19 protein-coding genes are annotated in these 23,671 nt (G+C 32.4%); 14 read left to right on the top strand and 5 right to left on the bottom strand.

The features are described 5' to 3' along the window. Nucleotides 1-145 precede the first annotated feature (145 nt). Nucleotides 146-1,663 carry a glutamate--tRNA ligase gene (gltX, locus tag IEV77_RS02855; protein WP_188461657.1) on the bottom strand — a complete coding sequence of 506 codons (1,518 nt, stop codon included), beginning with the start codon at nt 1,661-1,663 and terminating at the stop codon, nt 146-148. A 106-nt stretch (nt 1,664-1,769) separates the two neighbouring features. Further along, nucleotides 1,770-2,810 (bottom strand): alkane 1-monooxygenase, encoded by a 1,041-nt coding sequence (locus IEV77_RS02850; protein WP_188461655.1) that lies wholly within the window; start codon nt 2,808-2,810, stop codon nt 1,770-1,772. A 143-nt stretch (nt 2,811-2,953) separates the two neighbouring features. Here IEV77_RS02850 and IEV77_RS02845 point away from each other — a divergent pair, with 143 nt between their 5' ends. The 6 genes from IEV77_RS02845 (at nt 2,954) to IEV77_RS02820 (ending at nt 10,965) form a co-directional block, all read left to right on the top strand. Then, nucleotides 2,954-6,385 (top strand): DUF4175 family protein, encoded by a 3,432-nt coding sequence (locus tag IEV77_RS02845; RefSeq protein ID WP_188461653.1) that lies wholly within the window; start codon nt 2,954-2,956, stop codon nt 6,383-6,385. Continuing rightward, the gene (ybeY, locus tag IEV77_RS02840) at nt 6,378-6,797 is read left to right on the top strand and encodes an rRNA maturation RNase YbeY (protein WP_188461651.1); all 420 of its coding nucleotides are present in this window, start codon (nt 6,378-6,380) and stop codon (nt 6,795-6,797) included. Before IEV77_RS02845 ends, ybeY begins: the two co-directional genes overlap by 8 nt. 131 nt (nt 6,798-6,928) lie before the next feature. Continuing rightward, nucleotides 6,929-8,800, top strand: coding sequence for a tRNA uridine-5-carboxymethylaminomethyl(34) synthesis enzyme MnmG (gene mnmG / locus IEV77_RS02835; RefSeq protein WP_188461649.1), 1,872 nt, complete (start codon nt 6,929-6,931; stop codon nt 8,798-8,800). Nucleotides 8,801-8,855: 55 nt separating this feature from the next. Beyond that, complete coding sequence (locus IEV77_RS02830) at nt 8,856-9,359, top strand: hypothetical protein (RefSeq protein ID WP_188461647.1); 504 nt, start codon at nt 8,856-8,858, stop codon at nt 9,357-9,359. Nucleotides 9,360-9,370: 11 nt separating this feature from the next. After that, nucleotides 9,371-10,222, top strand: a complete 852-nt coding sequence (locus IEV77_RS02825) for a class I SAM-dependent methyltransferase (protein WP_188461645.1) — start codon at nt 9,371-9,373, stop codon at nt 10,220-10,222. Between the two features lie 230 nt (nt 10,223-10,452). Beyond that, entirely contained in the window at nt 10,453-10,965 is a 513-nt protein-coding gene (locus IEV77_RS02820; RefSeq protein ID WP_188461643.1) for an OmpH/Skp family outer membrane protein, read from the top strand. Nucleotides 10,966-11,019: 54 nt separating this feature from the next. On the opposite strand, the gene IEV77_RS02815 is transcribed toward IEV77_RS02820, so the two are convergent. Together IEV77_RS02815 and IEV77_RS02810 are read right to left on the bottom strand one after the other, a co-directional pair. Continuing rightward, on the bottom strand, nt 11,020-11,940 hold the full coding sequence (locus tag IEV77_RS02815) for a diacylglycerol/lipid kinase family protein (protein ID WP_188461641.1): 921 nt from the start codon (nt 11,938-11,940) through the stop codon (nt 11,020-11,022). 1 nt (nt 11,941) lies between these two features. Continuing rightward, complete coding sequence (locus IEV77_RS02810) at nt 11,942-13,096, bottom strand: DNA polymerase III subunit (protein WP_188461640.1); 1,155 nt, start codon at nt 13,094-13,096, stop codon at nt 11,942-11,944. A 74-nt stretch (nt 13,097-13,170) separates the two neighbouring features. Here IEV77_RS02810 and IEV77_RS02805 point away from each other — a divergent pair, with 74 nt between their 5' ends. The 3 genes from IEV77_RS02805 to IEV77_RS02795 all read left to right on the top strand — a co-directional run bounded on the left by IEV77_RS02805 (nt 13,171) and on the right by IEV77_RS02795 (nt 17,037). Then, entirely contained in the window at nt 13,171-14,358 is a 1,188-nt protein-coding gene (locus IEV77_RS02805) for a phosphoglycerate kinase (protein ID WP_188461638.1), read from the top strand. Nucleotides 14,359-14,440: 82 nt separating this feature from the next. After that, a complete protein-coding gene (locus tag IEV77_RS02800) occupies nt 14,441-16,033 on the top strand; it encodes a LysM peptidoglycan-binding domain-containing protein (protein ID WP_188461636.1) in 1,593 nt (530 codons plus the stop codon). A gap of 26 nt (nt 16,034-16,059) precedes the next feature. Beyond that, nucleotides 16,060-17,037 carry a DUF4837 family protein gene (locus IEV77_RS02795; RefSeq protein WP_188461634.1) on the top strand — a complete coding sequence of 326 codons (978 nt, stop codon included), beginning with the start codon at nt 16,060-16,062 and terminating at the stop codon, nt 17,035-17,037. 78 nt (nt 17,038-17,115) lie between these two features. Here the strand turns inward: IEV77_RS02795 and IEV77_RS02790 are convergent, their stop codons facing one another. Then, the gene (locus IEV77_RS02790; RefSeq protein WP_188461632.1) at nt 17,116-17,313 is read right to left on the bottom strand and encodes a Sec-independent protein translocase subunit TatA/TatB; all 198 of its coding nucleotides are present in this window, start codon (nt 17,311-17,313) and stop codon (nt 17,116-17,118) included. Nucleotides 17,314-17,432: 119 nt separating this feature from the next. On the opposite strand from IEV77_RS02790, the gene IEV77_RS02785 reads away from it, so the two are divergent. From IEV77_RS02785 to rfbB, 5 genes are read left to right on the top strand one after another with little or no spacing between them, the layout of a single operon-like run. Next, nucleotides 17,433-18,302, top strand: coding sequence for a M23 family metallopeptidase (locus IEV77_RS02785; protein WP_188461630.1), 870 nt, complete (start codon nt 17,433-17,435; stop codon nt 18,300-18,302). After that, complete coding sequence (locus IEV77_RS02780) at nt 18,302-19,804, top strand: GH3 auxin-responsive promoter family protein (RefSeq protein ID WP_188461628.1); 1,503 nt, start codon at nt 18,302-18,304, stop codon at nt 19,802-19,804. The genes IEV77_RS02785 and IEV77_RS02780 overlap by 1 nt, the downstream gene beginning before the upstream one ends. Before the next feature lie 28 nt (nt 19,805-19,832). Then, entirely contained in the window at nt 19,833-21,521 is a 1,689-nt protein-coding gene (locus IEV77_RS02775) for a DUF6909 family protein (protein ID WP_188461626.1), read from the top strand. Between the two features lie 5 nt (nt 21,522-21,526). After that, nucleotides 21,527-22,582 carry a hypothetical protein gene (locus IEV77_RS02770; protein ID WP_188461624.1) on the top strand — a complete coding sequence of 352 codons (1,056 nt, stop codon included), beginning with the start codon at nt 21,527-21,529 and terminating at the stop codon, nt 22,580-22,582. After that, nucleotides 22,572-23,627, top strand: a complete 1,056-nt coding sequence (gene rfbB, locus IEV77_RS02765) for a dTDP-glucose 4,6-dehydratase (RefSeq protein WP_188461622.1) — start codon at nt 22,572-22,574, stop codon at nt 23,625-23,627. Before IEV77_RS02770 ends, rfbB begins: the two co-directional genes overlap by 11 nt. Nucleotides 23,628-23,671 lie beyond the last annotated feature (44 nt).

Genomic DNA, 23,671 nt, shown 5'->3' with positions numbered 1-23,671 from the left:
TTAAGCTATAATTGTCACAATAACATGAGAATGAACATGTAAAAAGACAATGTATACTATTAGTAGCTTTATGTATCCCTTTTGTTACAGTTCCACTTTTACAGAACATAATTAAAACAAAAAAGCGACCGTTTGGTCGCTTTTTTTATGATAATGTGTTGATAAGATTTTCTATCCGTCTAACACTTTCGTCTTTTCCTATTAAATACATAATATCGAAAACTTCAGGACCTTGTAAAGCACCAACCAATGCCAAACGTAATGGCATCATGACTTTTCCAAAACCTATTTCTTTTGAAGTAATCCAGCCTTTAATGGCTGTTTGAAGGTTTTCAACCGTATAATCTTCAACTGAAGAAATAATAGTGATTAGTTCTTTCATTAATTCAGGAGAATCTTCTTTCCAAGCTTTTTTGGTAGCTTTTTCATCTAAATCTGAAGGAGTTTCGAAGAAAAAGTTCCCTAAATCCCAAAAATCAGTTACAAAAGTCGCTCTTTCTTTAATTAAGTTGATAACCATTGAAACGTAATTAACATCGATGTCGTTTAAAGCTTCAGGGAAAAGCAATTTAAACTGTTCTGCTAGATCATCATTATTTTGTTCTTGCATATAATGGTGATTAAACCATTTTATTTTATCTGGATCAAAACGCGCTCCAGCTTTATTCACACGACTTAAATCGAAAGCCTGAACCAATTCTTCTAGACTAAAAATTTCTTGTTCTGTTCCTGGATTCCAACCTAAAAAGGCTAAAAAGTTAACAACAGCTTCAGGAAAATAGCCATCTTCTCTATAGCCTCGAGATAGTTCTTCTGTTTTTTCATCTTTATATGCCAATGGAAATACAGGAAACCCTAATTTATCGCCATCACGTTTGCTTAATTTACCTTTTCCTGTAGGTTTTAAGATAAGTGGTAAATGTGCAAATTCAGGAGCTTCCCAACCAAAAGCTTTATATAATTGATAGTGTAAAGCTAAAGAAGGCAACCATTCTTCCCCACGAATAACATGAGAGATTTCCATTAAATGGTCGTCCACAATATTCGCTAAATGGTAGGTTGGCATGCCATCACTTTTAAACAAAACTTTGTCGTCTAACACATTTGTTTCAATAGTAATATTACCACGAATAATGTCCGTTAAATGCAAAGTTTCATCTTGAGGCGATTTAAACCGAATCACAAAATCTTCACCTGCATCTAATTTAGCTTGTGTTTCTTCAACAGAAAGAGATAAGGAGTTATCTAATTTTAAACGGTTATGCCAATTATAGATAAAGGTTTTACCTTTTTCTTCGTGATCTTTTCTATGAAAATCTAATGTTTCGGCTGTATCAAATGCGTAATAAGCATTACCAGAAGCAATCAATTTATCGGCATATTCTTTATAAATGTGCTTGCGTTCACTTTGTCTATAAGGACCAAATTTTTCATTTTTCCCTGGACCTTCATCAAAAGGAAAGCCACACCAGTTTAGAGATTCAATAATATAATTTTCGGCTCCTTCAACATACCTATTTTGGTCTGTATCTTCTATTCTTAGAATAAAAGTTCCGTTGTGTTTTTTAGCAAAAACGTAGTTGAAAAGTGCTGTTCTAACACCTCCAATATGTAAAGGTCCTGTTGGACTTGGTGCAAAACGCACTCTAACTTGTTTAGACATCTTGATTTATTTGAAGTTGCAAAGATATAGCAGAGTAGAAGAAAGAACAAAGAAAATAGAATAAAGAGAAAGTCTATTTTAAATATACTTTTTTCTCTTGTCTTTTTTAAGAAACCATGTCACGTGGAACCCGTTTATTCATAATCTTAAACCATAACGGCGGAAAGAGTGAGATAACCATGGAAGTTGGATAACCATAAGGCATTTGCGGACTATCTTCATAACTGTCTAAAATTTGATATTTTTTAGACGATTTATAATGATGATCGCTATGTCTGGTTAATTCATAGAGTACAATTCTACCAAGGGCATGATTGGAATTCCAGGAGTGGTTTTGCTTAACCCGTTCATATCTTCCCGATGGTAATTTAGAACGTAACAAACCATAATGCTCAATATAATTTACGGTTTCTAACATTATAAAACCAACAATTCCGGCAGCTAGTACAAAAACAAATCCAATAGTTCCAAAAAACACAAATACTAAGATGAGATAACTTAGTTGAAACATACCATACCACAACAAGTCGTTTTTGGTTGAAAAGAAAGCGTTGTTATTATTTTTAAGTAACATTTTCTGAATGTTCCAAGAATTAAAATATTGTCGAAAGGTAGAGGTAAACCAAAACGAGTAAATGGATTGATTGTATTTTGCAGTGGCTGGATCTTCAGGTGTCGCAGCGTGTAAATGGTGGCCAAAATTATGCTCTATATAAAAATGCATATAAAAGGAAGGAAGCAATAAGGCTTTACCTAAAAAGCGTTCGTTAGTACTTTGTCTATGACCAAGTTCATGAGCCACATTTATGCCATTAACAGCCAAAACAGTACCAACGGATAAAATAAGTCCTATTATTTCAAAAGTGTTAAAAGATGTTATGGACATTGTTATTAAAGCGTAAAAGATCAGTCCGTAAACTATAGGAAGATTTAGATATAGTAGCCAATCGAATAGTTTGGTTTTTAAATTATCAGTTGCTTCTTCAGGATTTAAATTCGTTGGATCCAGTGGAAGTAGTAAATCCATAATAGGTATTAAAACAAAAGCATAGAAAGGTGTTAAATACGTGAAATAACCTTTTAAATAAATGCCCATAAATGCCATTATGGGAATGGACAAAGCGGCTAAATACTTTAAATCTTTCATTAAAAATTGAATTTTCATTCCCTTGAAGTAGGGAATCCTATTTCTAGGCATTTAAAATTAACTAAGTTTTACCAATTCTATGCCATTTAGAGTAAAAATATTATTGTAATTTTAGTGGTTAAGAAAACAGGTACTTGAGTTAGATGACAAAATTTGAAGACATTCAATTAAAATTAGAGCAATTTATTAAGCGATTTTATACCAACGAATTGCTTAAAGGAGTCATCCTATTTTTTGCTTTAGGCTTTTTATATTTCTTGTTCACGCTTTTTGTGGAATATGTACTTTGGCTAAACACTGCGTCTAGAACCGTATTATTTTGGGTTTTTATAGCAGTAGAGTTGAGCTTGTTTTTTAAATTTATTGCCATTCCATTAGCTAAATTATTTAAGCTTCAAAAGGGAATAGATTACAAAGAAGCTTCAAAAATTATTGGAAATCATTTTCCTGAGGTTAGCGACAAACTTTTAAATGTACTTCAATTAAAAGAAGATGCTCAACAATCTGAACTGTTACTAGCAAGTATCAATCAAAAATCTTCAGAATTACAACCCATTCCTTTTAAATTGGCAGTCAATTTTCAATCCAGTTTAAAGTATCTTAAATATGCGGCTATTCCAGTGCTTATTTTGCTTTTAACTTTTGTAACTGGTCATATAAATTTGTTTAGCGAGAGTTATAATCGTGTTGTAAATTATAAAACAGCTTATGAACCTCCAGCGCCTTTTCAGTTTTTTATTCTGAATGAATCTTTAAACACGAATGAAAGTAAGGACTTTAAATTAATAGTTTCCACAGCAGGAGAAGTTATGCCTGAAAATGTGAAAATTACTTTTAATAATGAATCTTATGTCCTTCAACAAGTAAGTACAGGTCAGTTTGAGTATGTTTTTTCAAAGCCAAAATCTGATATCGAATTTCAACTGTCGGCAAATAATGTCAATTCAAGACCTTATGTTTTGAGTGTTGCTGAAGTACCTAGCCTACTAAATTTTGAAATGTATTTGGATTATCCTTCCTATACCAAGAAAACGGATGAAGTTTTAAAAAGTACCGGAAATGCAATAGTTCCACAGGGAACAAAAATCACATGGAAATTGTCAACCAAGGCTACGGACAGCGTTCAATTGATTTCTAAAGATACTGTTCAATTATCTAAGACGAGTTCCAATAAATTTGAAACCACAAAGCAGGTCTCTAAACCATTGGATTACAGCTTAACGACTAGTAATTCCAAACTTAAAAATTACGAAACATTATCTTATAATATCGACGTTATTTCAGATGAACATCCGGAGTTGAACATGAAAATGGCTGTTGATAGTTTGGATCAACAATCTCTTTACTTTCATGGGCAAGCAAGTGATGATTACGGAATAAGTAAACTTCAATTAGTTTATTATCCTATTGATAATGAGTTAGATGTGAAGGTTGAACCTATTCAAATCTCATCATCCAATGTGGCAGAATTTATTAGTGCTTTTCCAAACCAATTGGAACTAAAAGAAGGAGTTAGCTACAATTTATTCTTTCAGGTTTTTGATAACGATGCGTTACATAACTTCAAAAGCACAAAAAGTACTGTTTATTCCTATAGAAAATTAACCAAGGAAGAAGAGGAACAAAAGCAATTAGAACAGCAAAGTGAAACGATTCAAAGTTTAGATAAGTCCTTAGAAAAGTTTGAAGAGAGGGAAAAAGAATTAGAATCTTTATCTAAAACCCAAAAAGAAAAAGCAGAATTAAATTTTAACGATAAACGTCAGTTGGAAAACTTCTTGAAACGTCAGAAGCAACAAGAAGAAATGATGAAAAATTTCAACAAAGAGCTGAAAGAAAATTTAGAGAAATTTCAAAAAGATAATGATGAAAAAGACCCTTTTAAAGAAGATTTAAAGGAACGTTTAAAAGAGAATGAAGAGCAACTTAAAAAAGATGAAAAGCTTTTAGAGGAATTAGAAAAACTTCAAGAGAAAATTAATAAGGAAGAACTTTCTGAGAAGTTGGAACAACTTGCTAAGCAGAATAAAAATAAGAAACGAAGTTTAGAGCAATTGTTAGAATTAACTAAGAAATATTATGTGACTAAAAAGCTAGAAAAACTTCAAAAGGAATTAGAGGATTTAGCTAAAAAGCAATTGGATCTTTCAAACGAAACAAAAGAAAATAATACCAAAGAGAAGCAGGAAGAATTAAATAAGGAGTTTGAAGATTTCAAAAAAGAGATGGAGGAACTTCAAAAGGAAAACGAAAGTTTAAGAGATCCAATGAAGATTCCTAATGAGGAAAAACAGCAAGAAGATATTAAAAAAGATCAAGAAGAAGCTTCAGACGAATTAGGTAAAAAGGAAGAAAACGAAGAAAAGAATGAAGAGAAAGGTGCTGAAGAAAATCAAAAGAAAGCATCTCAAAAGCAAAAACAAGCTGGAGAAAAAATGAAAAGCATGAGTCAGAAAATGGAAGCTGGCATGCAAATGATGGGTGGAGGAGAACAGATGCAGGAAGATATTGATATGTTACGTCAAATTTTAGACAATCTGATTCTGTTTTCTTTAGATCAAGAAGCTTTGATGAATCAGTTTAAGAGTATTGAGGTTAATCATAATAAATATGCCACATATTTAAAAAAGCAATATACCTTAAAAGAGCATTTTTCTCATATCGATGATAGTTTATTTGCACTTTCTTTAAGACAACCTAAGCTTTCGGAATTTGTAAACAAGGAAATTTCAGAAGTGTTTTATAATATGGATAAGTCCTTAGATCAATTTTCAGAAAATAACATTTTCCAGGGAGTTTCCAATCAGCAATACACGATTACTTCTGCTAATAATTTGGCGGACTTTTTAAGTAATGTTATGGATTCTATGCAAATGCAGGCTAGCGGACAAGGAAAAGGTGGTCAAGGGAAACCAGATCAAGGTTTGCCGGATATTATTATGAGTCAGGAAGAGCTTAACAAGGAGATGGAGAAAGGCATGAAAAAAGGTGAGAAAGGTGAGCCTAAAGAAGAGGGTGATGGTAAGGAAGGCGATAAAGGTAAAGAAGGCGAAAAGGGTGAAAAAGGAGATAAGGGTGATAAGAAAGGAAAAGAAGGTAAAGATGGAAAATCTGGAGGTGAAGGTGGAAAGCAAGGAGAAGGAGAAGGATCTATGTCTGAAGAAATGAATGGAGAGTTGTTTAAAATTTATCAGCAACAGCAACAAATTAGACAAGCCTTAGAAGAGAAGTTAGCCAAAGAGGGAATGAATCCTTCTGGCAACAATCTTTTAAAGCAAATGGAAGAGGTTGAAATGGATTTATTGAACAAAGGTTTTACACAAAGAACGCTTGAAAAAATGATGAATTTACAACATCAATTATTGAAAATGGAAAATGCGACATTTCAACAAGGACAGGATACGAAGCGTAAATCTGAAACAAATTCGAATGAGTTCGATAACAATACAAATAGCCAAATTCCTAAGGCCAAAGAATATTTTAACACAAATGAAATTTTAAACAGACAAAGTTTACCTTTGCAGCCAGTTTATAATAAAAAAGTTAAAGAATATTTCAAACAAGAAAATGATTAGTTATAATTCAGAAAACACATTTCAACTTAGTAATGAATCTCAAATATCTACTTGGTTAGAAAAAGTAATTTTAAATGAAGAAAAGAAGTTAGGCGAGATCAATTTCATTTTTTGTGATGATGATTACCTACTCAAATTAAACGTCGAATTTTTACAACATGATACCTTAACAGACATTATTAGTTTCGACTATACAGTAGGAAAAATAATACAAGGTGATGTTTATATTTCTACTGAAAGAGTAGCAGACAATGCTGTTGATTTTGAAGTTTCATTAGAAGATGAGTTACGTCGCGTGATGGTTCATGGTATATTACATTATTGTGGTTACAAGGACAAGACAGATGAAGATGCTAAACTAATGAGAGAGAAGGAGAATCATTACTTACAATTATTTGCTAATATTCAGTAAATCAGACTATCTTTGCGAATTATTTCATTCTAACGAAGAGTTTTATATAAAATAATCATAATTGTTCCACGTGGAACAATTTAGTACTTCTATAATTTTATAGGAGAGAATTTAAAGAATAAATACAACGTATGTTTAATACAGTATATGATGTTATAGTAGTTGGTGGTGGGCACGCTGGAAGCGAAGCTGCGGCAGCTGCGGCGAACATGGGAAGCAAAACCTTGCTTATTACCATGAATCTACAGAACATTGCTCAAATGTCTTGTAATCCTGCTATGGGAGGAATTGCAAAAGGACAAATTGTTAGAGAGATAGATGCTCTAGGTGGGTATAGTGGAATTGTTAGTGATACCTCTGCTATTCAGTTTAAAATGCTTAACAAGTCTAAAGGACCTGCCATGTGGAGTCCTCGTGTGCAAAGTGACCGTATGCGTTTTGCTGAAGATTGGCGTTTGATGTTAGAGGGTACAGAAAATTTAGACTTCTATCAGGAAATGGTTTCCGGTCTTATTGTTGAAAACAATAAAGTGGCTGGAGTTAAAACATCTCTTGGTTTAGAGATTAGATCTAAGTCGGTTGTGTTGACTAATGGGACTTTTTTGAATGGACTTATCCATATAGGTGATAAGAATTTTGGTGGGGGAAGAGCAGGTGAAAAAGCTGCTACTGGTATTACAGAACAATTAGTAGGTTTTGGATTCGAATCTGGGAGAATGAAAACTGGAACACCTCCAAGAGTGGATGGAAGATCTTTAGATTTTTCTAAAATGACGGAACAACCAGGAGACGAAAATCCTGAGAAATTTTCATATTTAGATGTTACTAAACCGTTGACAAAACAGCGCTCTTGTTATTTAACTTATACTAGTTCTGAGGTACACGATTTACTTCGTGAAGGTTTTGATAGGTCTCCAATGTTTAATGGTAGAATTAAAAGCTTAGGGCCAAGATATTGTCCTTCTATCGAGGATAAAATAAATAGGTTTGCTGACAAAGACAGACATCAATTATTTGTAGAGCCTGAAGGTTGGAATACAGTTGAAATGTATATCAATGGTTTCTCAACTTCCTTACCAGAAGACGTGCAATTTAAAGCATTAAGTTCTGTTGCGGGATTTGAGAAGGTTAAATTTTTTCGTCCAGGGTATGCTATTGAATACGATTATTTTCCGCCAACACAATTACAACATACCTTAGAAACTAAGTTAGTTGAAGGTTTGTATTTCGCAGGTCAGATTAACGGAACAACGGGTTATGAAGAAGCGGCTTCTCAAGGATTAATGGCTGGTATAAATGCGGCTTTGAAAGTGCAGGAAAGAGATCCTTTTATTCTTACTAGGAGTGAAGCTTATATAGGTGTTTTAATTGACGATTTAATTACGAAGGGTACGGAAGAGCCATACAGAATGTTTACTTCTCGTGCAGAATATAGAACGCTCTTGCGTCAGGATAATGCCGATTTCCGATTGACTCCTAAGTCGTTTGAATTAGGTTTGGCTTCTGAAAAACGTATGAGACGTATGGAAGATAAGCAAACTAAATCTGAAGCTTTTGTTAAGTTTTTTGCAGATACAAGTGTGAAGCACGAAGAGATTAATCCTATTCTGGAAGCTAAAGATTCAGCTTTAATGAAGCAGTCTGATAAGATGCAAAAAATATTTTCTAGACCAAATATCAGCATAGATGACATGCGTCAAGTAGCATCTGTTGAGAGCTATATTCAAGAGCATGATTTGGATAATGAGATTATCGAACAGGCAGAAATTCAAATTAAATATTCTGGTTATATAGAGAAGGAAAAGAATAATGCCGACAAATTAAATCGATTAGAAAACATTAAGATTCCTAAGAATTTTGATTACTCAAATTTAAAATCAATGAGCTTAGAGGCTCGTGAAAAATTGAATAAAATTCAGCCAGTAACCATCTCTCAGGCTTCACGTATTAGCGGAGTTTCACCTAGTGATGTATCTGTACTTTTAGTTTATATGGGGAGGTAATTGAAATTATTTTTGGAGATGTTCCACGTGGAACATTTAAATTCAGATCAACTTTATGAGTTTGAAAAGGCGTCTTATTTTTCTTTTATTACTCGTGGGCTTCAATAGTTTTTATGGTTGTTTTCCCGTAAAGTCTGTTCCAGATGTTAGAGGTTTTAATGTGGTCCAAGGGGATGAGAATTCTAAAAATGAATTAGAAAGATTAAATAAATTCACCTTTCAAATCTATAGTAGTCCAATTGTTTTTAATAGGTATTTGGATGATAGATATAAAAATGAGAAAGGATTCAATCCAAATAATTTTAGATTAAAAGTAGAAGGGGTTTGGTTTAATTTTAGTGTTTTAGGGGAAGCTGATACTTCTAAATATATTGATTTTACAGATTACATTTTTAAAAATGATGATCCCGAATTAGTAAAGAGTGGAAAAACAAAATACTTTATAGCAATTACAGTTACTACTGATGAGCATAAAGATTGTCTTAAAATGGATTCGTTTTACAGATATGTTATTTCAGATTATTTAAATGATATTAGAATGGGCTTCAAAGCCTATTAAGTAAATACTAAGTGAAGCAATTAAAACCATACTTAACCGTAAAAGACCACTCAGTTTCTGGCGAAGAATTCCAATTAATTGAAAACGAAACTTACGGGTTTCTTGAAACTGTTCCTCAACCAACCGAAGTAAAACTTCCAGAATACTATAAAACCGAAGACTATATTTCGCACACAGATTCCCAAAGAAACCTGTTTGAAAAAGTCTATCATATAGTTCGTGATATTTCTTTAAAACGGAAGCTGAAATTAATTAATTCATTTTCTTCAAACAAAAAACGGCTTTTAGATATTGGTTGCGGGACCGGAGATTTTTTGCAAACAGCACAAAAAAATCAATGGGAGGTTTCCGGAATTGAACCAAATAAGCAAGCAAGAGAAATTGCTAACAAAAAAACCAATCAAGCGGTATTCGATATTGATCAACTTGAAAAGTTTGAAGAAAACAGTTTTGATGTTATTACGCTTTGGCATGTTTTAGAACACTTGCCAAATTTAGAGAATCAAATCTCAGTCTTAAAGAAATTGCTAAAAGCAGAAGGCACTTTAATTATTGCCGTTCCTAATTATAAAAGTTACGATGCATCCTATTATAAAAATTACTGGGCGGCTTTTGATGTGCCAAGACATCTTTGGCATTTTTCAAAAAAATCAATTTCTAATCTGTTTTTAAAAGAACAAATGGAAGTAGTAAAAACACTTCCTATGACATTTGATTCATATTATGTAAGTATGCTTTCTGAAAAATATAGAAAAGGGACTTTAAGTATTTTTAATGGGTTTCGTGTTGGTTGGCTTTCAAATATGAAAGCTAAAAGCTCTGGAGAGTATTCTTCGTTAATTTATGTCATAAAAAACAGCTAAAACTTAATTTAAAAGATTTAGCCGATGAGTTTTCTATTCAAACGAAGTGTAAGTGTCGATTTTCTTTAAAATGGCTTAAAACGCCTCTAGTGAATCCAATTTTAATCGAGGAAGCCTATAATATTAGAAGTTTTAAATAAGTTTTCTTTATTAAGTAAATTATTCGCAATTTTTTAAAACTATCACATTTACTTTTCTACATTTGCAGCAAATTAAAAAAAAAACAAAAAATGAAAAACATATTTTTAATTGCTTTAGCAGTTATCACATTAGTTTCTTGTGATCAATCACAAAAAACAGGATTTATTGATAATAGTGAACTAATCAATAAATATCAAGAGAAAATAGATATCGAAGCAAAATTTAAAATTTTGATTGAAACTTTCCAAAAAAGAACAGATAGTATTGGAAGAGCATTTCAAGTAGAAGCACAAGCATTTCAGCAAAAAGCTCAAACTATGTCTGATGCTCAAGCACAACAAGAATACCAAGTATTAAGTCAGAAACAACAAATGCTTCAACAAGGTATCCAAGCTGAAGAGCAACAAATTCAATTAGAAAGTCAAACTGAAATCGATTCATTAATTTCTAAAGTTAGAGGTTATGTAAAAGATTATGGTCAGAAAAACGGTTACACTTATATCTTTGGAAGTAATGAAGGTGGTAGCGTTATATATGGTTCAGAAGCTAATGATATTACCAAAACTATTTTAGATGCATTAAATGCAGGATACAAAAAATAGTATTTAGTAAATAAAATTTAGAAAACGTCTAACGAAAGTTAGGCGTTTTTTTGCTTAAGCATAAAACGAAAAGGCCTTTTGAATGATAGAAACTTCTATATTTCCTGTGCCAATTAATTCACCATCTGCTTGAATAAAGGGTTTTTTAGTATCTAATAAATCAATCGATACAGAAGTAGTTTTATAAGTTTCCACCTTTTTATGGCTTGTAATTTTTCCATTAAATAACTTCGGGAGATTTTTAATAATATCCCATTTTCCAATGTCTTTAACAATACTGATATCTAAAATACCATCAAATGGATTTGATGTTTCGGTTAATTGCATGCCACCTCCAGAATATTTACAGATTCCAACTAGAATCATTAATGTTTTAGATTCAATTTGTTCTGCATTTACAGATACTTTCGATCGAAAATTTTGAAAGGAAAATAAGCCTAAAAATGCACCAGCTAAATAGGCCAAGGTGCCCAAATGCTTGTATTTATTAACCTTACTTACCACATAGCCATCAAAACCAATTCCCGCAAGGTTTATAAAATAGACAGGTCTTTTATTCTCAGGTATCAAGTCTATTTTACCAACATCTTGTATTTTTAAACTACCTTTTTTTATTATTTCAATGGCTTTTTCCAATTGGTTTGGAATTTGATGCGTTTTAACCCAATCATTTCCGGTTCCAATCGGGATAATACCAACATGAATGTCTGTTGAGAGAACCTCTTTTTGGTCCATGATGCCATTAATTATATTGTGTAGTGTTCCATCGCCTCCAACACAAATAAAATCTCTAAAACCTTGTTTTATAGCGCCTTGAGTTAATTCGAAGCTGTGATTTTGGTATTGTGTGAATACAAATTCGAAATTAAATTTATTGGAAATAAGAAGTTTTTGTATGTCTGTCCATTTTCGATTGCATGAACCATTACCAGAAGTCGGATTAATTATAACAAACCATCTTTTTGAGCCTGTCATTTTAATCTTCTTTTTTATGAAGCAATCTGGTTAACTTTATGGAAAGATCTGTTAAGATAATTTTAGAATTTCCATTCCGTTCTATATGGTAAATGGCATCTTGAAGCTCTTGTGTAATCTCAAGAATGTTATTTCCATGAACAAAAGGGGCGAATTTTTTTAAATCGAAATTCTCAGTTTTGGTCTCAATATAAACCAAACTATCGGCTTGATAATTTAACAACAGCGCTTGTCTGAAAAATACCATGCAGAATTGTAAAAATTGCTTTTGTGTTTCACGACCAGTTTTAGAAATATCTTCACTCCAGGAAATTAAATCATGAATGGCACTTTTATTCCCTTTGGCTTTAAAGGCACTTCTTATCCAAAAGATAAACCAAGATTCAAAAGGTGTGTCCTCACTATCGTGATACACCAAATCGCAGGCTTTATTATAATTTCCATTTGCTTGATGTGCAATTTTTGTAGCAATGGTTGAATCTAAAGTATAATTTTTGATTATAGCATCTTTAATGACTTCTTCCGCTAATGGAGGAAAATGCAAGACTTGACATCTAGAACGAATTGTGTTTATAATTTGTCCTTCGTCTTCAGCTATAAGTATAAAAACAGTCTTATTTGGAGGCTCTTCTATTAGCTTTAATAATTTATTAGAAGCGGCAGTGTTCATTTTTTCAGCCATCCAAATAAGCATAACTTTATAACCGCCTTCGTAAGCCTTTAATGATAAAGCTTTTACAATTTCCGTCGATTCATCTACACCAATCTGACCTTGTTTATTATCTATTCCAAGCTTTTTAAACCAATCGAATAAATTACCATAAGGTTGTTCTGCTAATAATTCGCGCCATTCTGCCAGAAACATACTGGAAACTGGATGTTTTTTGACTTTATCGTTAGTAGCAACTGGAAATGCGAAATGTAAATCTGGGTGTGATAAATGATTAAATTTTAAATTACAAGCGTCGTTGCCACCTGTGTTCTCTCCATTCGTATTTTTACATAATAAATATTGTGCATAAGCAATTGCCATTGGTAAAGTACCTGAACCTTCAGGACCAACAAAAAGTTGTGCATGAGGTACGCGACCATTTTCAGCACTTTGTGTTAAATGGGTTTTTATATGTTCTTGACCAAGAATTTCACTAAATAGCATAAGGCAAAGATAACAGAATTCAACTCTTTTTTTTGAAATGAAAAAATTATATTTGTCATTCAAAATCAATTTTTATGAAAACCCTTAATGACTTCAATTTTAAAAATAAAAAAGCACTTATTCGTGTCGATTTTAATGTGCCTTTAAACGATCAATTTAAAGTTACAGACGATACAAGAATTCAGTCTGCCAAACCAACCATTATTAAAATTTTGGAAGATGGCGGCAGTTGTATTTTAATGTCGCATTTAGGAAGACCAAAAGGAGTTGATGCATCGTTTTCCTTAAAGCACATTGTTGATAAAGTAGAAGATATTTTAGGAGTAGAAGTTAAATTTGTTTCAAATTGTGTTGGAGAAGACGCTATAAATGCAACTAATAATCTAGAACCAGGGGAAATTTTATTACTTGAAAATCTACGTTTTCATAAGGAAGAGGAAGCAGGAGATGAAGCTTTTGCTCAACAACTTGCCAGTTTAGGAGACATTTATGTAAACGATGCCTTTGGAACAGCACATAGAGCGCATGCTTCAACAACTGTCATTGCTCAATTTTTTCCGGATAATAAATGTTTTGGTTTTTTGATGGAACAAGAAATAAAAAGTATTGATAAAGTTATGAAAACAGGTGAAAAACCTGTTTGTGCTATTTTAGGAGGAGCAAAAGTATCTTCGAAAATCACTATTATTGATAACATATTAGATAAGATTGATCATTTAATTATTGGTGGAGGAATGACCTTTACTTTTATTAAAGCTCAGGGAGGAAAAGTGGGGAATTCTTTAGTTGAAGATGATAAATTAAAACTTGCCAGCGAAATTTTGGAAAAAGCAAAAGCAAAAAATGTGCAAGTACATTTACCTGTAGATGCTATAATTGCTGATGCTTTTAGTAACGATGCGCATACCAATACCTGCGATGTTAGTAATATTCCAGATGGTTGGATGGGATTAGATATTGGACCAAACACCGAAGCTCTTTTTGCTCAAGTAATTATGGAATCTAAAACCATTTTATGGAACGGACCTTTAGGAGTTTTTGAAATGCCTAATTTTGCAAAAGGAACTATTGCTTTAGGTTATGCTATTTCAGAAGCCACTAAAAACGGCGCATTTTCTTTAGTTGGAGGAGGAGACTCTGTTGCAGCAGTAAAACAATTTGGATTTGAAGATAAAGTAAGTTATGTTAGCACTGGTGGAGGAGCCATGTTAGAAAGCCTAGAGGGCAAAACACTTCCTGGAATTGCAGCTATTTTAAATTAAACTTAAAAAGTTAGGCTTGATATTCTAAAACACATAAGAAATTAATTGTAACAACGTTTACCATAGTTAAACAAGAAAATAAATGAATTTTAAAAAAATCTACTTTCTATTATTCTTTTTAAGTATCAGCATTTCTTATGCCCAGGATTCTTTAGAAGTTAAAAATCTAAACGATAAACTTTCTAAAGCCGACTTAGTTGAAGGTGAAAATTACGTGGTGGATACTATTATAGATGGAAAAACCATTTATAAAAATAAGATAGGTATTGTTCCAAAAATTTCAGAATTAGATTCCCTGAGAGACCATGAATTAGCGATGGAAATAGATGCCAAATGGTTTGAAGAACTTTATAACAATACGCTTTATGATACCATCTATAAAACAGTTTCCGACCTAGATTACAAAACAATAGATTATCCAGAATTATCTACAGATACATTAAAAGCAAGGCTTGCAAGATTAAATGCTAGAACCCCTTTTAATGTAGAATACAACCCTTCTTTAGAAAGTGTTATAAAAAACTTCTTAAAAAATAGAAGAGGTTATTTTGAACGGATTATGGGCTTGAGTTCTTTTTATTTCCCAATGTTCGAGCGTGAAATGGATGCTTATAACATTCCTTTAGAAATGAAATATCTAGCCATTGTGGAATCGGCCTTAAACCCAAGAGCAAAATCTCGAGTTGGAGCAACAGGTTTATGGCAATTTATGTATGCTACTGGAAAACAATATGGATTAGATGTTAGCAGTTATGTAGATGAAAGAAGCGATCCAATAAAATCAACTACCACTGCAGCTGTTTATTTATCAAAATTATATGAAATTTTTGGAGATTGGGATTTGGCCTTAGCGGCTTACAATTCAGGGCCTGGAAACGTGTCCAAAGCCATTCGTCGCTCTGGAGGTTATGAAAACTATTGGAACATTCGTCATAATCTACCAAGAGAAACGGCTGGTTATGTACCTGCTTTCTTAGCAACCATGTATATTTTTGAATATGCTAAAGAGCATGGATTTGTTTCTGAAAAACCGATGTTTTATGCTTTTGAAACAGATACTATTAGAGTAAAACAAATGATAACGCTCGATCAGGTTGCCGAAGCTACCGATTTAACTATTGAAGAACTTCAGTTTTTAAACCCTTCGTATAAATTAGATATTATACCTGTAGTAGAGAATAAAAATTATTACTTAAGACTACCTAGAACCTCTATTGGAACATTTGTTACCAATGAATCTACCATTTATACCTCAGCAAAAGCAGAATTAGATGCGCGTGAAAAGCAATTGCCACAATTTTCGGCAATGAGCTCCAAACTTACATATCGCGTTAAAAGTGGTGATAATTTAGGTTACATTGCAAGAAAATACAGTGTTCGGGTAAGCGATATAAAACGTTGGAATGGTTTACGAAGCAATAATATTAGTATAGGACAGCGTTTATCCCTTTACCCAAGAAATCCAGTTGCAACTCAAGAAACTAATTCAACCCCAAAGCCTGTAACTACAACTACTTCAAGTGGTCAAAATATATATACTGTAAAAAGTGGAGACTCTCTTTGGAGTATTTCTCAAAAATTTCCTGGAGTTTCTATTCAAAACCTTCGAGATTGGAACGATATTAGTGGAAGTAATTTAAAGCCTGGAATGAAACTTAAAATTTCTAAAGGTTAAGTTTTTAAACCAACATATTTATATACATGAAACAATCACTATTCTTATTATCGTTTTTGCTTATTATTAGTTGCGATGGAAAAAAATCTTCTGATCCAAAAATGCTTTCCAATTCATCAGGGAACATTAATAACTTGTCCGTAGTCATAGATAATGACCTTTGGGAAGGAAATGTTGGGGAAGCTATTAGAAACACTTTAGCTGCTCCTGTTGATGGCTTGCCTCAAGACGAACCCTTATTTAACATGAGTCAGATTCCTCCTGCTGTTTTTTCAGGATTTGTAACTAAAAATAGAACGGTTTTAAAAGTGGAAAAAGGAGGTGAAGCTGCTGTAAAAATAATTTCAAATGTGTATGCGAAGCCTCAAAAATTGGTGCTTATAACAGGTAAAACAGATAATGAGATTATTCAGCAGATAGAAGATAATTCTCAAAAAATAATAGCAGCATTTAAAAGCGAAGAGATTAAAGAAAAGCAAAGACGTATTGGTTTATCGCTTCATAATAACAACAATTTAGAAGAAAAATTAGGGATTTCAATTAAATTCCCAACTGCCTATAGAATAGCAAAAGAAGATGATAACTTTTTTTGGATACGAAAAGACATTACAACGGGAACTACCAATTTAATGATTTTTCAACTGCCATATGATGCTATAAAAAAAGATGACAGTTTGGTAAATCAGATTATAAAATTAAGAGACTCTATTGGTAAGGCATATATTCCTGGACCTACGGAAGGCACTTATATGATTACCGAAGAAGCATATGCTCCAGCAGTTTTTGAAACGATTATTGATAACAAACCTGCAATTGAAACTAAAGGACTTTGGGATGTGAAAAATGCTTTTATGTCTGGACCTTTTATTAATTATATTATTGACGATAAAATTAATAACAGACTTCTTGTAATTGAAGGTTTTGCTTTTGCACCTTCAGTAGAAAAACGTGATTATATGTTTGAGTTGGAAGCTATAATAAAGTCGCTTAAAATAAACGATTAGGCTTATAGCAACTATTTAATTCCACAAAAAAACCCATCAATTAGTAATTGATGGGTTTTTTTTGATATAAAAAGAACACTATTCTTTAGTAGCTTTAGTGTCTTTTGCTGCGTCTTTCTCTTCTTCTTTGCTAGCGTCCTTAAATTCTTTAATGCCGCTACCTAAACCACGCATTAATTCTGGTATTTTTTTCCCACCAAATAATAATAGTACAATAACAACAATAAGTGCTATTTGCCAAGGGCCTATTGCTAAGGGTAACATATATAAACTCATATTGATTTATTTTTAAAGCACAAAGTTAATAATTAAAGTTTAATATTACCGTTTTAACAAGAACTTTAGCATAAAGCACATCCACAAGTGAGATAATTTTATTTAATTTTGTTAGCAGAATGGCAAAGAACGAAAATAAAAACAAAAAGTTTAAAAAGAAGTTACTTCATAAGTATCGCTTAGTCATACTCAATGAAGATACTTTTGAAGAGCGCTTATCGTTTAAGTTAACGCGCTTAAATGTGTTTGTGATTATGTCTTTATCCTCAATTTTACTAATTGCAGGAACTACCATTTTAATATCTTTTACTAAGTTAAGGGAGTATATTCCTGGATATTCGTCAACAGCTTTAAAGAAAAAGGCAGTAGAATTGACTTATAGAACAGATTCTTTGCAACAATTAATTTCTGTAAACGAAAGATATTATTCGTCAATTAAGAAAGTGCTTCAAGGAGAGATAAGCTCTGTAGACTTTAATCGAGATTCCATTCTAGAGGAAGCCAGAATTAATACCTCACAATTAAATTTAAGCCCATCAAGAGAAGATTCTTTACTACGAGAAAAAGTAGCCAAAGAAGATAAATATAACCTGTTTGAAACGGCGACTTCTAATATAAATTCGGTTTTATTTCCACCCGTTACGGGTACTATTTCTGAACCTTATAATTTTGAAGAAAAACATTATGCTGTCGATCTGATTGTTGAAAGCAACACGCCAGTAAAAGCTACAGCAGATGGAACCGTTATTTTTGCCGAATGGACAGTAGAAACAGGAAATGTTATGATTATAGAACACAGTAACGGTCTAATTTCTGTCTATAAGCATAATGCATCTCTAACTAAATCTCAAGGCGAATTAGTAAAAGCTGGAGAAGTTATAGCTACTTCCGGAAATACTGGCGAATTAACTACGGGACCACATTTGCATTTTGAACTCTGGAAAGATGGTTATCCAATAAATCCAACTAATTTTATAGACTTTAACTAATGTTTTCACTAAAATCTGCTTTAGCAAAACCTTTTGCAAAACACGTTTCTAAATCTGTTCAAAAATGGGCTAATAACCCCATTGAGACACAAGAAACTGTATTTCAGGAATTGATAAGTTCAGCCACTTCAACACAATTTGGAAAAGATCACGATTTTATTAGCATCAATTCTCATGCAGAATTTATAAAACGAGTACCTGTAAGAGATTACGAAGATTTAAAACCTTATGTAGAGAGGGTTGTTGCTGGAGAAGAAGATATTTTATGGAAAGGGAAACCTATTTATTTCGCTAAAACGTCTGGCACAACTTCTGGAGCAAAATATATTCCTATAACAAAAGAAAGTATGCCAACACATATTGAAGCGGCTAGAAACGCTATCTTAATGTACATTGCCGAAACAGGAAACAGCAAGTTTGTTGATGGAAAAATGATTTTTTTACAAGGAAGTCCTATTTTAGAAGAGAGCCACGGAATTCAGCTAGGAAGACTTTCAGGAATTGTAGCACATTTTGTGCCTAAATACCTTCAAAAAAACAGAATGCCATCATGGGAAACCAATTGTATCGATGATTGGGAAACGAAAGTAAATGCTATTGTTGAAGAGACTTTACCAGAAAACATGACTGTTATTTCTGGAATTCCTTCTTGGGTTCAAATGTATTTTGAAAAAATCCAAGAGAAAACAGGTAAAAAAGTTGGTGATGTTTTTAAAAATTTCAATCTCTTTATTTTTGGAGGGGTTAATTATGAGCCATATAGAGCGAAGTTTGAAAGTTTAATAGGTAGAAAAGTAGATAGTATCGAGTTGTTTCCTGCAAGCGAAGGTTTTTTTGCTTTTCAGGATAAGCAAAACGAAAAAGGGATGTTGCTCCAACTTAAGTCGGGTATTTTCTATGAGTTTATAAAAGCAGATGAATTTTTTAATGAAAATCCAAAACGCATCACCATTAAAGAGGTAGAGATTGGAGTTAATTATGTCTTGATTATTTCTACAAACGCGGGACTTTGGGCCTATAATGTTGGAGATACTGTTGAATTTACCTCGTTAAAACCATACCGAATTATTGTTTCAGGCAGAATAAAACATTTTATTTCGGCCTTTGGAGAACACGTTATTGGAAAGGAAGTGGAACAAGCATTACAAGAAGCTGTAAAAGGAACTAATATTCAGGTAACCGAGTTTACTGTTGCGCCACTAATCAATCCAGAACAAGACTTGCCTTACCACGAATGGTTTATAGAATTTGATAATGAACCATCAAATTTGGAAGAGTTTTCAAACAAAATAGATGCTTCTTTACAAGTACAAAATAGTTACTATTTCGATTTGATAAAAGGGAAAGTGCTTCAGCCACTAAAAATTACCCAGATAAAGAAAAATGGTTTTCAAGAATACATGAAGTCTATAGGGAAATTAGGGGGCCAGAACAAAATAGCGAGACTTTCAAATGATAGAAAGATAGCGGACATATTTGAAAACCAAAAACTGATTAAATAATGCTATATTTGTTAGCTAAATTAGGAATATGAGTAAAATAAAACATCATGAAAGAACGAGAGCTCAAGAAAGCTCAAATGCTATAGAAAGAATGTATATTACCATGAGGCACTTGTTTAACAGAGGGTTTTACAAGCCAATGGGAGTTTCTGGAGAAACACTTCGAGAGGCATTATTGCTTTTAAGACCAGAGATTTATGGTTCTGTGGGTGAAGAAAAAGCCGAATTAGAAGGTTTGCTATATGTTATAGATAGATTACCTCAAGGAATTGAAGAATGTACATTTATTAATTTAACTAGCGACGAAGGCTATGCAAATTCTCATTTTAAGGCTATAATCCCACCTAAAAGAAGAAGAAACTGTTATCGTATTGATAAAGAACAGATGAATATTGAGATAACGCGTGGACGATCTGAAATCTACGATATTCTTACCCATCTTACCTTCATATTTATTGAGTCCCATAAAATTAGTAAACGCGTCTTAATAGACGAAGCAGGAAATACGACTCGAGACTGGGCAAAACTTGAAAAAGCTGTATTGTCTAAGAAGAAGCTTACTCAAGAAGAAAGAGAAGTCGCTATTTCGCATACAGCAAATATTTTAGGGAGAACCTTTAATGAAATTAGTACAGTTTACGATCAGTTTGCTTTAGATTCTCAACCTGAAAGGTTATTACATATTGTTTATTGGTTGGGTAAATTAGCTATAGAAGAAGTTATAAACAACAACAAAAGAACCGTTACTTTTAGTCCCGTATTAAGAGAACGTTTAGGACATCATATTCATGGTGAGATTTGGTCCAATAACATCAAAGAAATCCTAAATCAAAATGGACTTTTAGAAAGACCAATTCATATTATTAGTGCGAATATGCATAGTGTTATGAATTCTCTTTTTGCTCCTTCAGCTTTAAAAACATCTTCAAAAAACAAAACTATTTTTGAGATTTATGAAGCCATAAGTCATAAGGATAATCAGGATTTACGTAATAAAGTTACCAAAGAAGCCTTGCAAAGGGGGATGATATATATTCCAGATAGTTCTGGAACAAACATAGATGTTCAAATTTTTGATACAGAAAAATTCGATTTTTCAAAATTAGATATTGAAGTAAGTGAAACCTTTAAGAATTCTGATAAACCCGTTATATTCGTCATGGATTATGCCTTTGGAGAACAAGCGTATGAGACTATAGATGAATTATTAAAACCTATTCGATTTAACGGAAAGAAAACCCATTTAAAAGTAGAGTCTATTTCCATTATGGGAAAAGCAGGTATTTTAGAAGGAGGAAAAGGAGATATTATGATCCCTTCTGCTCATATTTTTGAAGGAACAGCAGATAATTATCCTTTTAAAAATGAATTGAGTAAAAAGGATTTAGAAGGTCATGGTTTATCAGTTTGTAAAGGAGCCATGATAACCGTTTTAGGAACTTCTTTACAAAATAAAGAAATCTTAAAATTCTTTTTTAATTCTACTTGGAATGTTATCGGACTAGAAATGGAAGGAGCACATTACCAGAAAGCTATACAGGCAGCATCCAAGGTGAGACATAGCATCAATCCGAAAGTTAAAGTAAGATACGCTTATTATGCAAGTGATAACCCACTTGAAACAGGAAGCACATTAGCTTCTGGAGGTTTAGGCACTTCTGGTGTAAAACCAACCTATTTAATAACAAGAAAAATATTAGAACAAATCTTTAATTAACCAATATGAGTAATAATTTACCCCAGAATAAGAATAATGATGAAGTAGACATATTAGTCCTTTTTGATTATTTCGGAAGAAGTATTAGAGGATTTTTTAATTTTTTGTTAAACATTATTAAAGGCATATTTTCATTTTTTATTTATGCATTAAAACCTTTTATAAGAAACTTTAAGCTAATTGTTTTGGTCATGCTGGTTGCTGCTGTTTTAGGTTATGTTCTTCAAAGAACACAACGTAATGTGTATACCTCTCAAATGCTTGTAAAACCATATTTTGATTCCAAGTTTCAATTAGTTACCAATATTAAATACTATAATACATTAATTAATGAAGGGGAATATGACCAATTAATGCAGGTTTTTAATATTTCTGAAGATGATGCAAAACAAATTATTCGCTTTGACATTAATACAGGTCCCGAAAATGAAAATGATAAAATAATTCAATATGATATTTTTTTAAGATCTATTGACAGTACAAGAGCTCAGAATATTAGTTTTGAAGAGTTTGTTGAGAATAGAAGTATTTATTCTGGTGATGTATTTGAAATTGGAGCATTCTCTTATAAAAAAGATATTTTTAGATCTTTAGAGGCTGGCTTAAATAACACTTTTACAAATTCCTTTTCAATGAAGAAAAGGGAAAAAAGAGATTTGTTGTTGTCTATAGAAAGAGAACGCATTGTTGCATCTATAAAACAAGTAGATTCTTTACAAAAAGTTTATATTAATGTTATGGATGAGGAGGCTACTTCTAAGCAAGGAGCCTATACCACCAAAGATGGGATGACCTTTGTTCAAGAAAAAACAAAAACAAGGGAGTACGATTTGCTTAAAGAAAGCATGACTTTAAAACAAGACTTGAGTAAATTAGATTCTCAAAAAGTAGAAGACGATGTGTATTTTGATACCCTTTCAAGCTTTCAAGATACCGGTGCGAGATATACAACCATTTGGAAGAAAAATGTTTTTGTTTTCCCTCTTATTGCTTTTGTTGCTCTTTGTTTTGCTTTTTTAATTAGAAATACCATAAAATTCATTTCTAAATATGAAGCATAAAAAATCGATATTAATTACTGGTGGAGCTGGATTTATAGGATCTCATGTTGTTCGATTATTTGTGAATAAATACCCGGAATATCACGTTTTTAATTTAGATATTTTAACATACGCAGGTAATTTAGAGAACTTAAAAGACATAGAGGACGAAGCTAATTACACTTTTTTAAAAGCAGATATTACGGATGAAACGGAGATTAATTCTCTGTTTGAAAAACATCAATTTGATTCCGTTATTCATTTAGCAGCAGAATCTCATGTGGACAGATCCATAGAAGATCCTCTAGCATTTGTTAAAACAAACGTTATTGGGACTATGATTTTGTTAAATGCTTTTAAAACCCTTTGGAAAGATAATTATAACAATAAATTGTTTTATCATATTAGTACGGATGAAGTCTATGGAAGTTTAGGTGCAACTGGGTTGTTTACAGAAACGACATCTTACGACCCTAATTCTCCATACTCAGCATCAAAAGCTAGTTCCGACCACTTTGTAAGAGCCTATGGCGAAACCTATGGCATGCCTTATGTTATTTCCAATTGCTCCAATAATTATGGTCAAAATCAGTTTCCAGAAAAATTAATCCCATTATTTATAAATAATATCATCAATAACAAACCACTTCCTGTTTATGGAGATGGTAATTATACGCGAGACTGGCTTTATGTAAAAGATCACGCGATAGCAATAGATTTAATATTTCACAAAGGTATCATCAAAGAAACTTATAATATAGGAGGTTTTAATGAATGGAAAAACATCGATTTGGTCACGTTATTGTGTCAACAAATGGATATGGCTTTGGAAAGACCCGAAAACTCATCAATTGAATTAATTACTTATGTAAAAGACCGCCCTGGACACGATTTAAGATATGCTATTGACGCATCAAAAATAAAGGAAGAATTAGGTTGGGAACCATCAGTTACCTTTGAAGAAGGTTTACAGAAGACCATTGATTGGTATATGAACAATAAAGATTGGTTAGATCATGTTACCAGTGGAACCTACCAATTATATTACGAAAAACAATATAAATAGATTTTCACCTTCCTGTTTGCGGACACGAAGTCATGGAAATGAAA

It is taken from the genome of Xanthomarina arctica, from assembly GCF_014638915.1.
GTDB lineage: Bacteria > Bacteroidota > Bacteroidia > Flavobacteriales > Flavobacteriaceae > Xanthomarina > Xanthomarina arctica.
The sequence above is the reverse complement of the archived record's forward strand: the minus strand, read 5'-3'. Positions and strand labels throughout refer to the sequence as shown.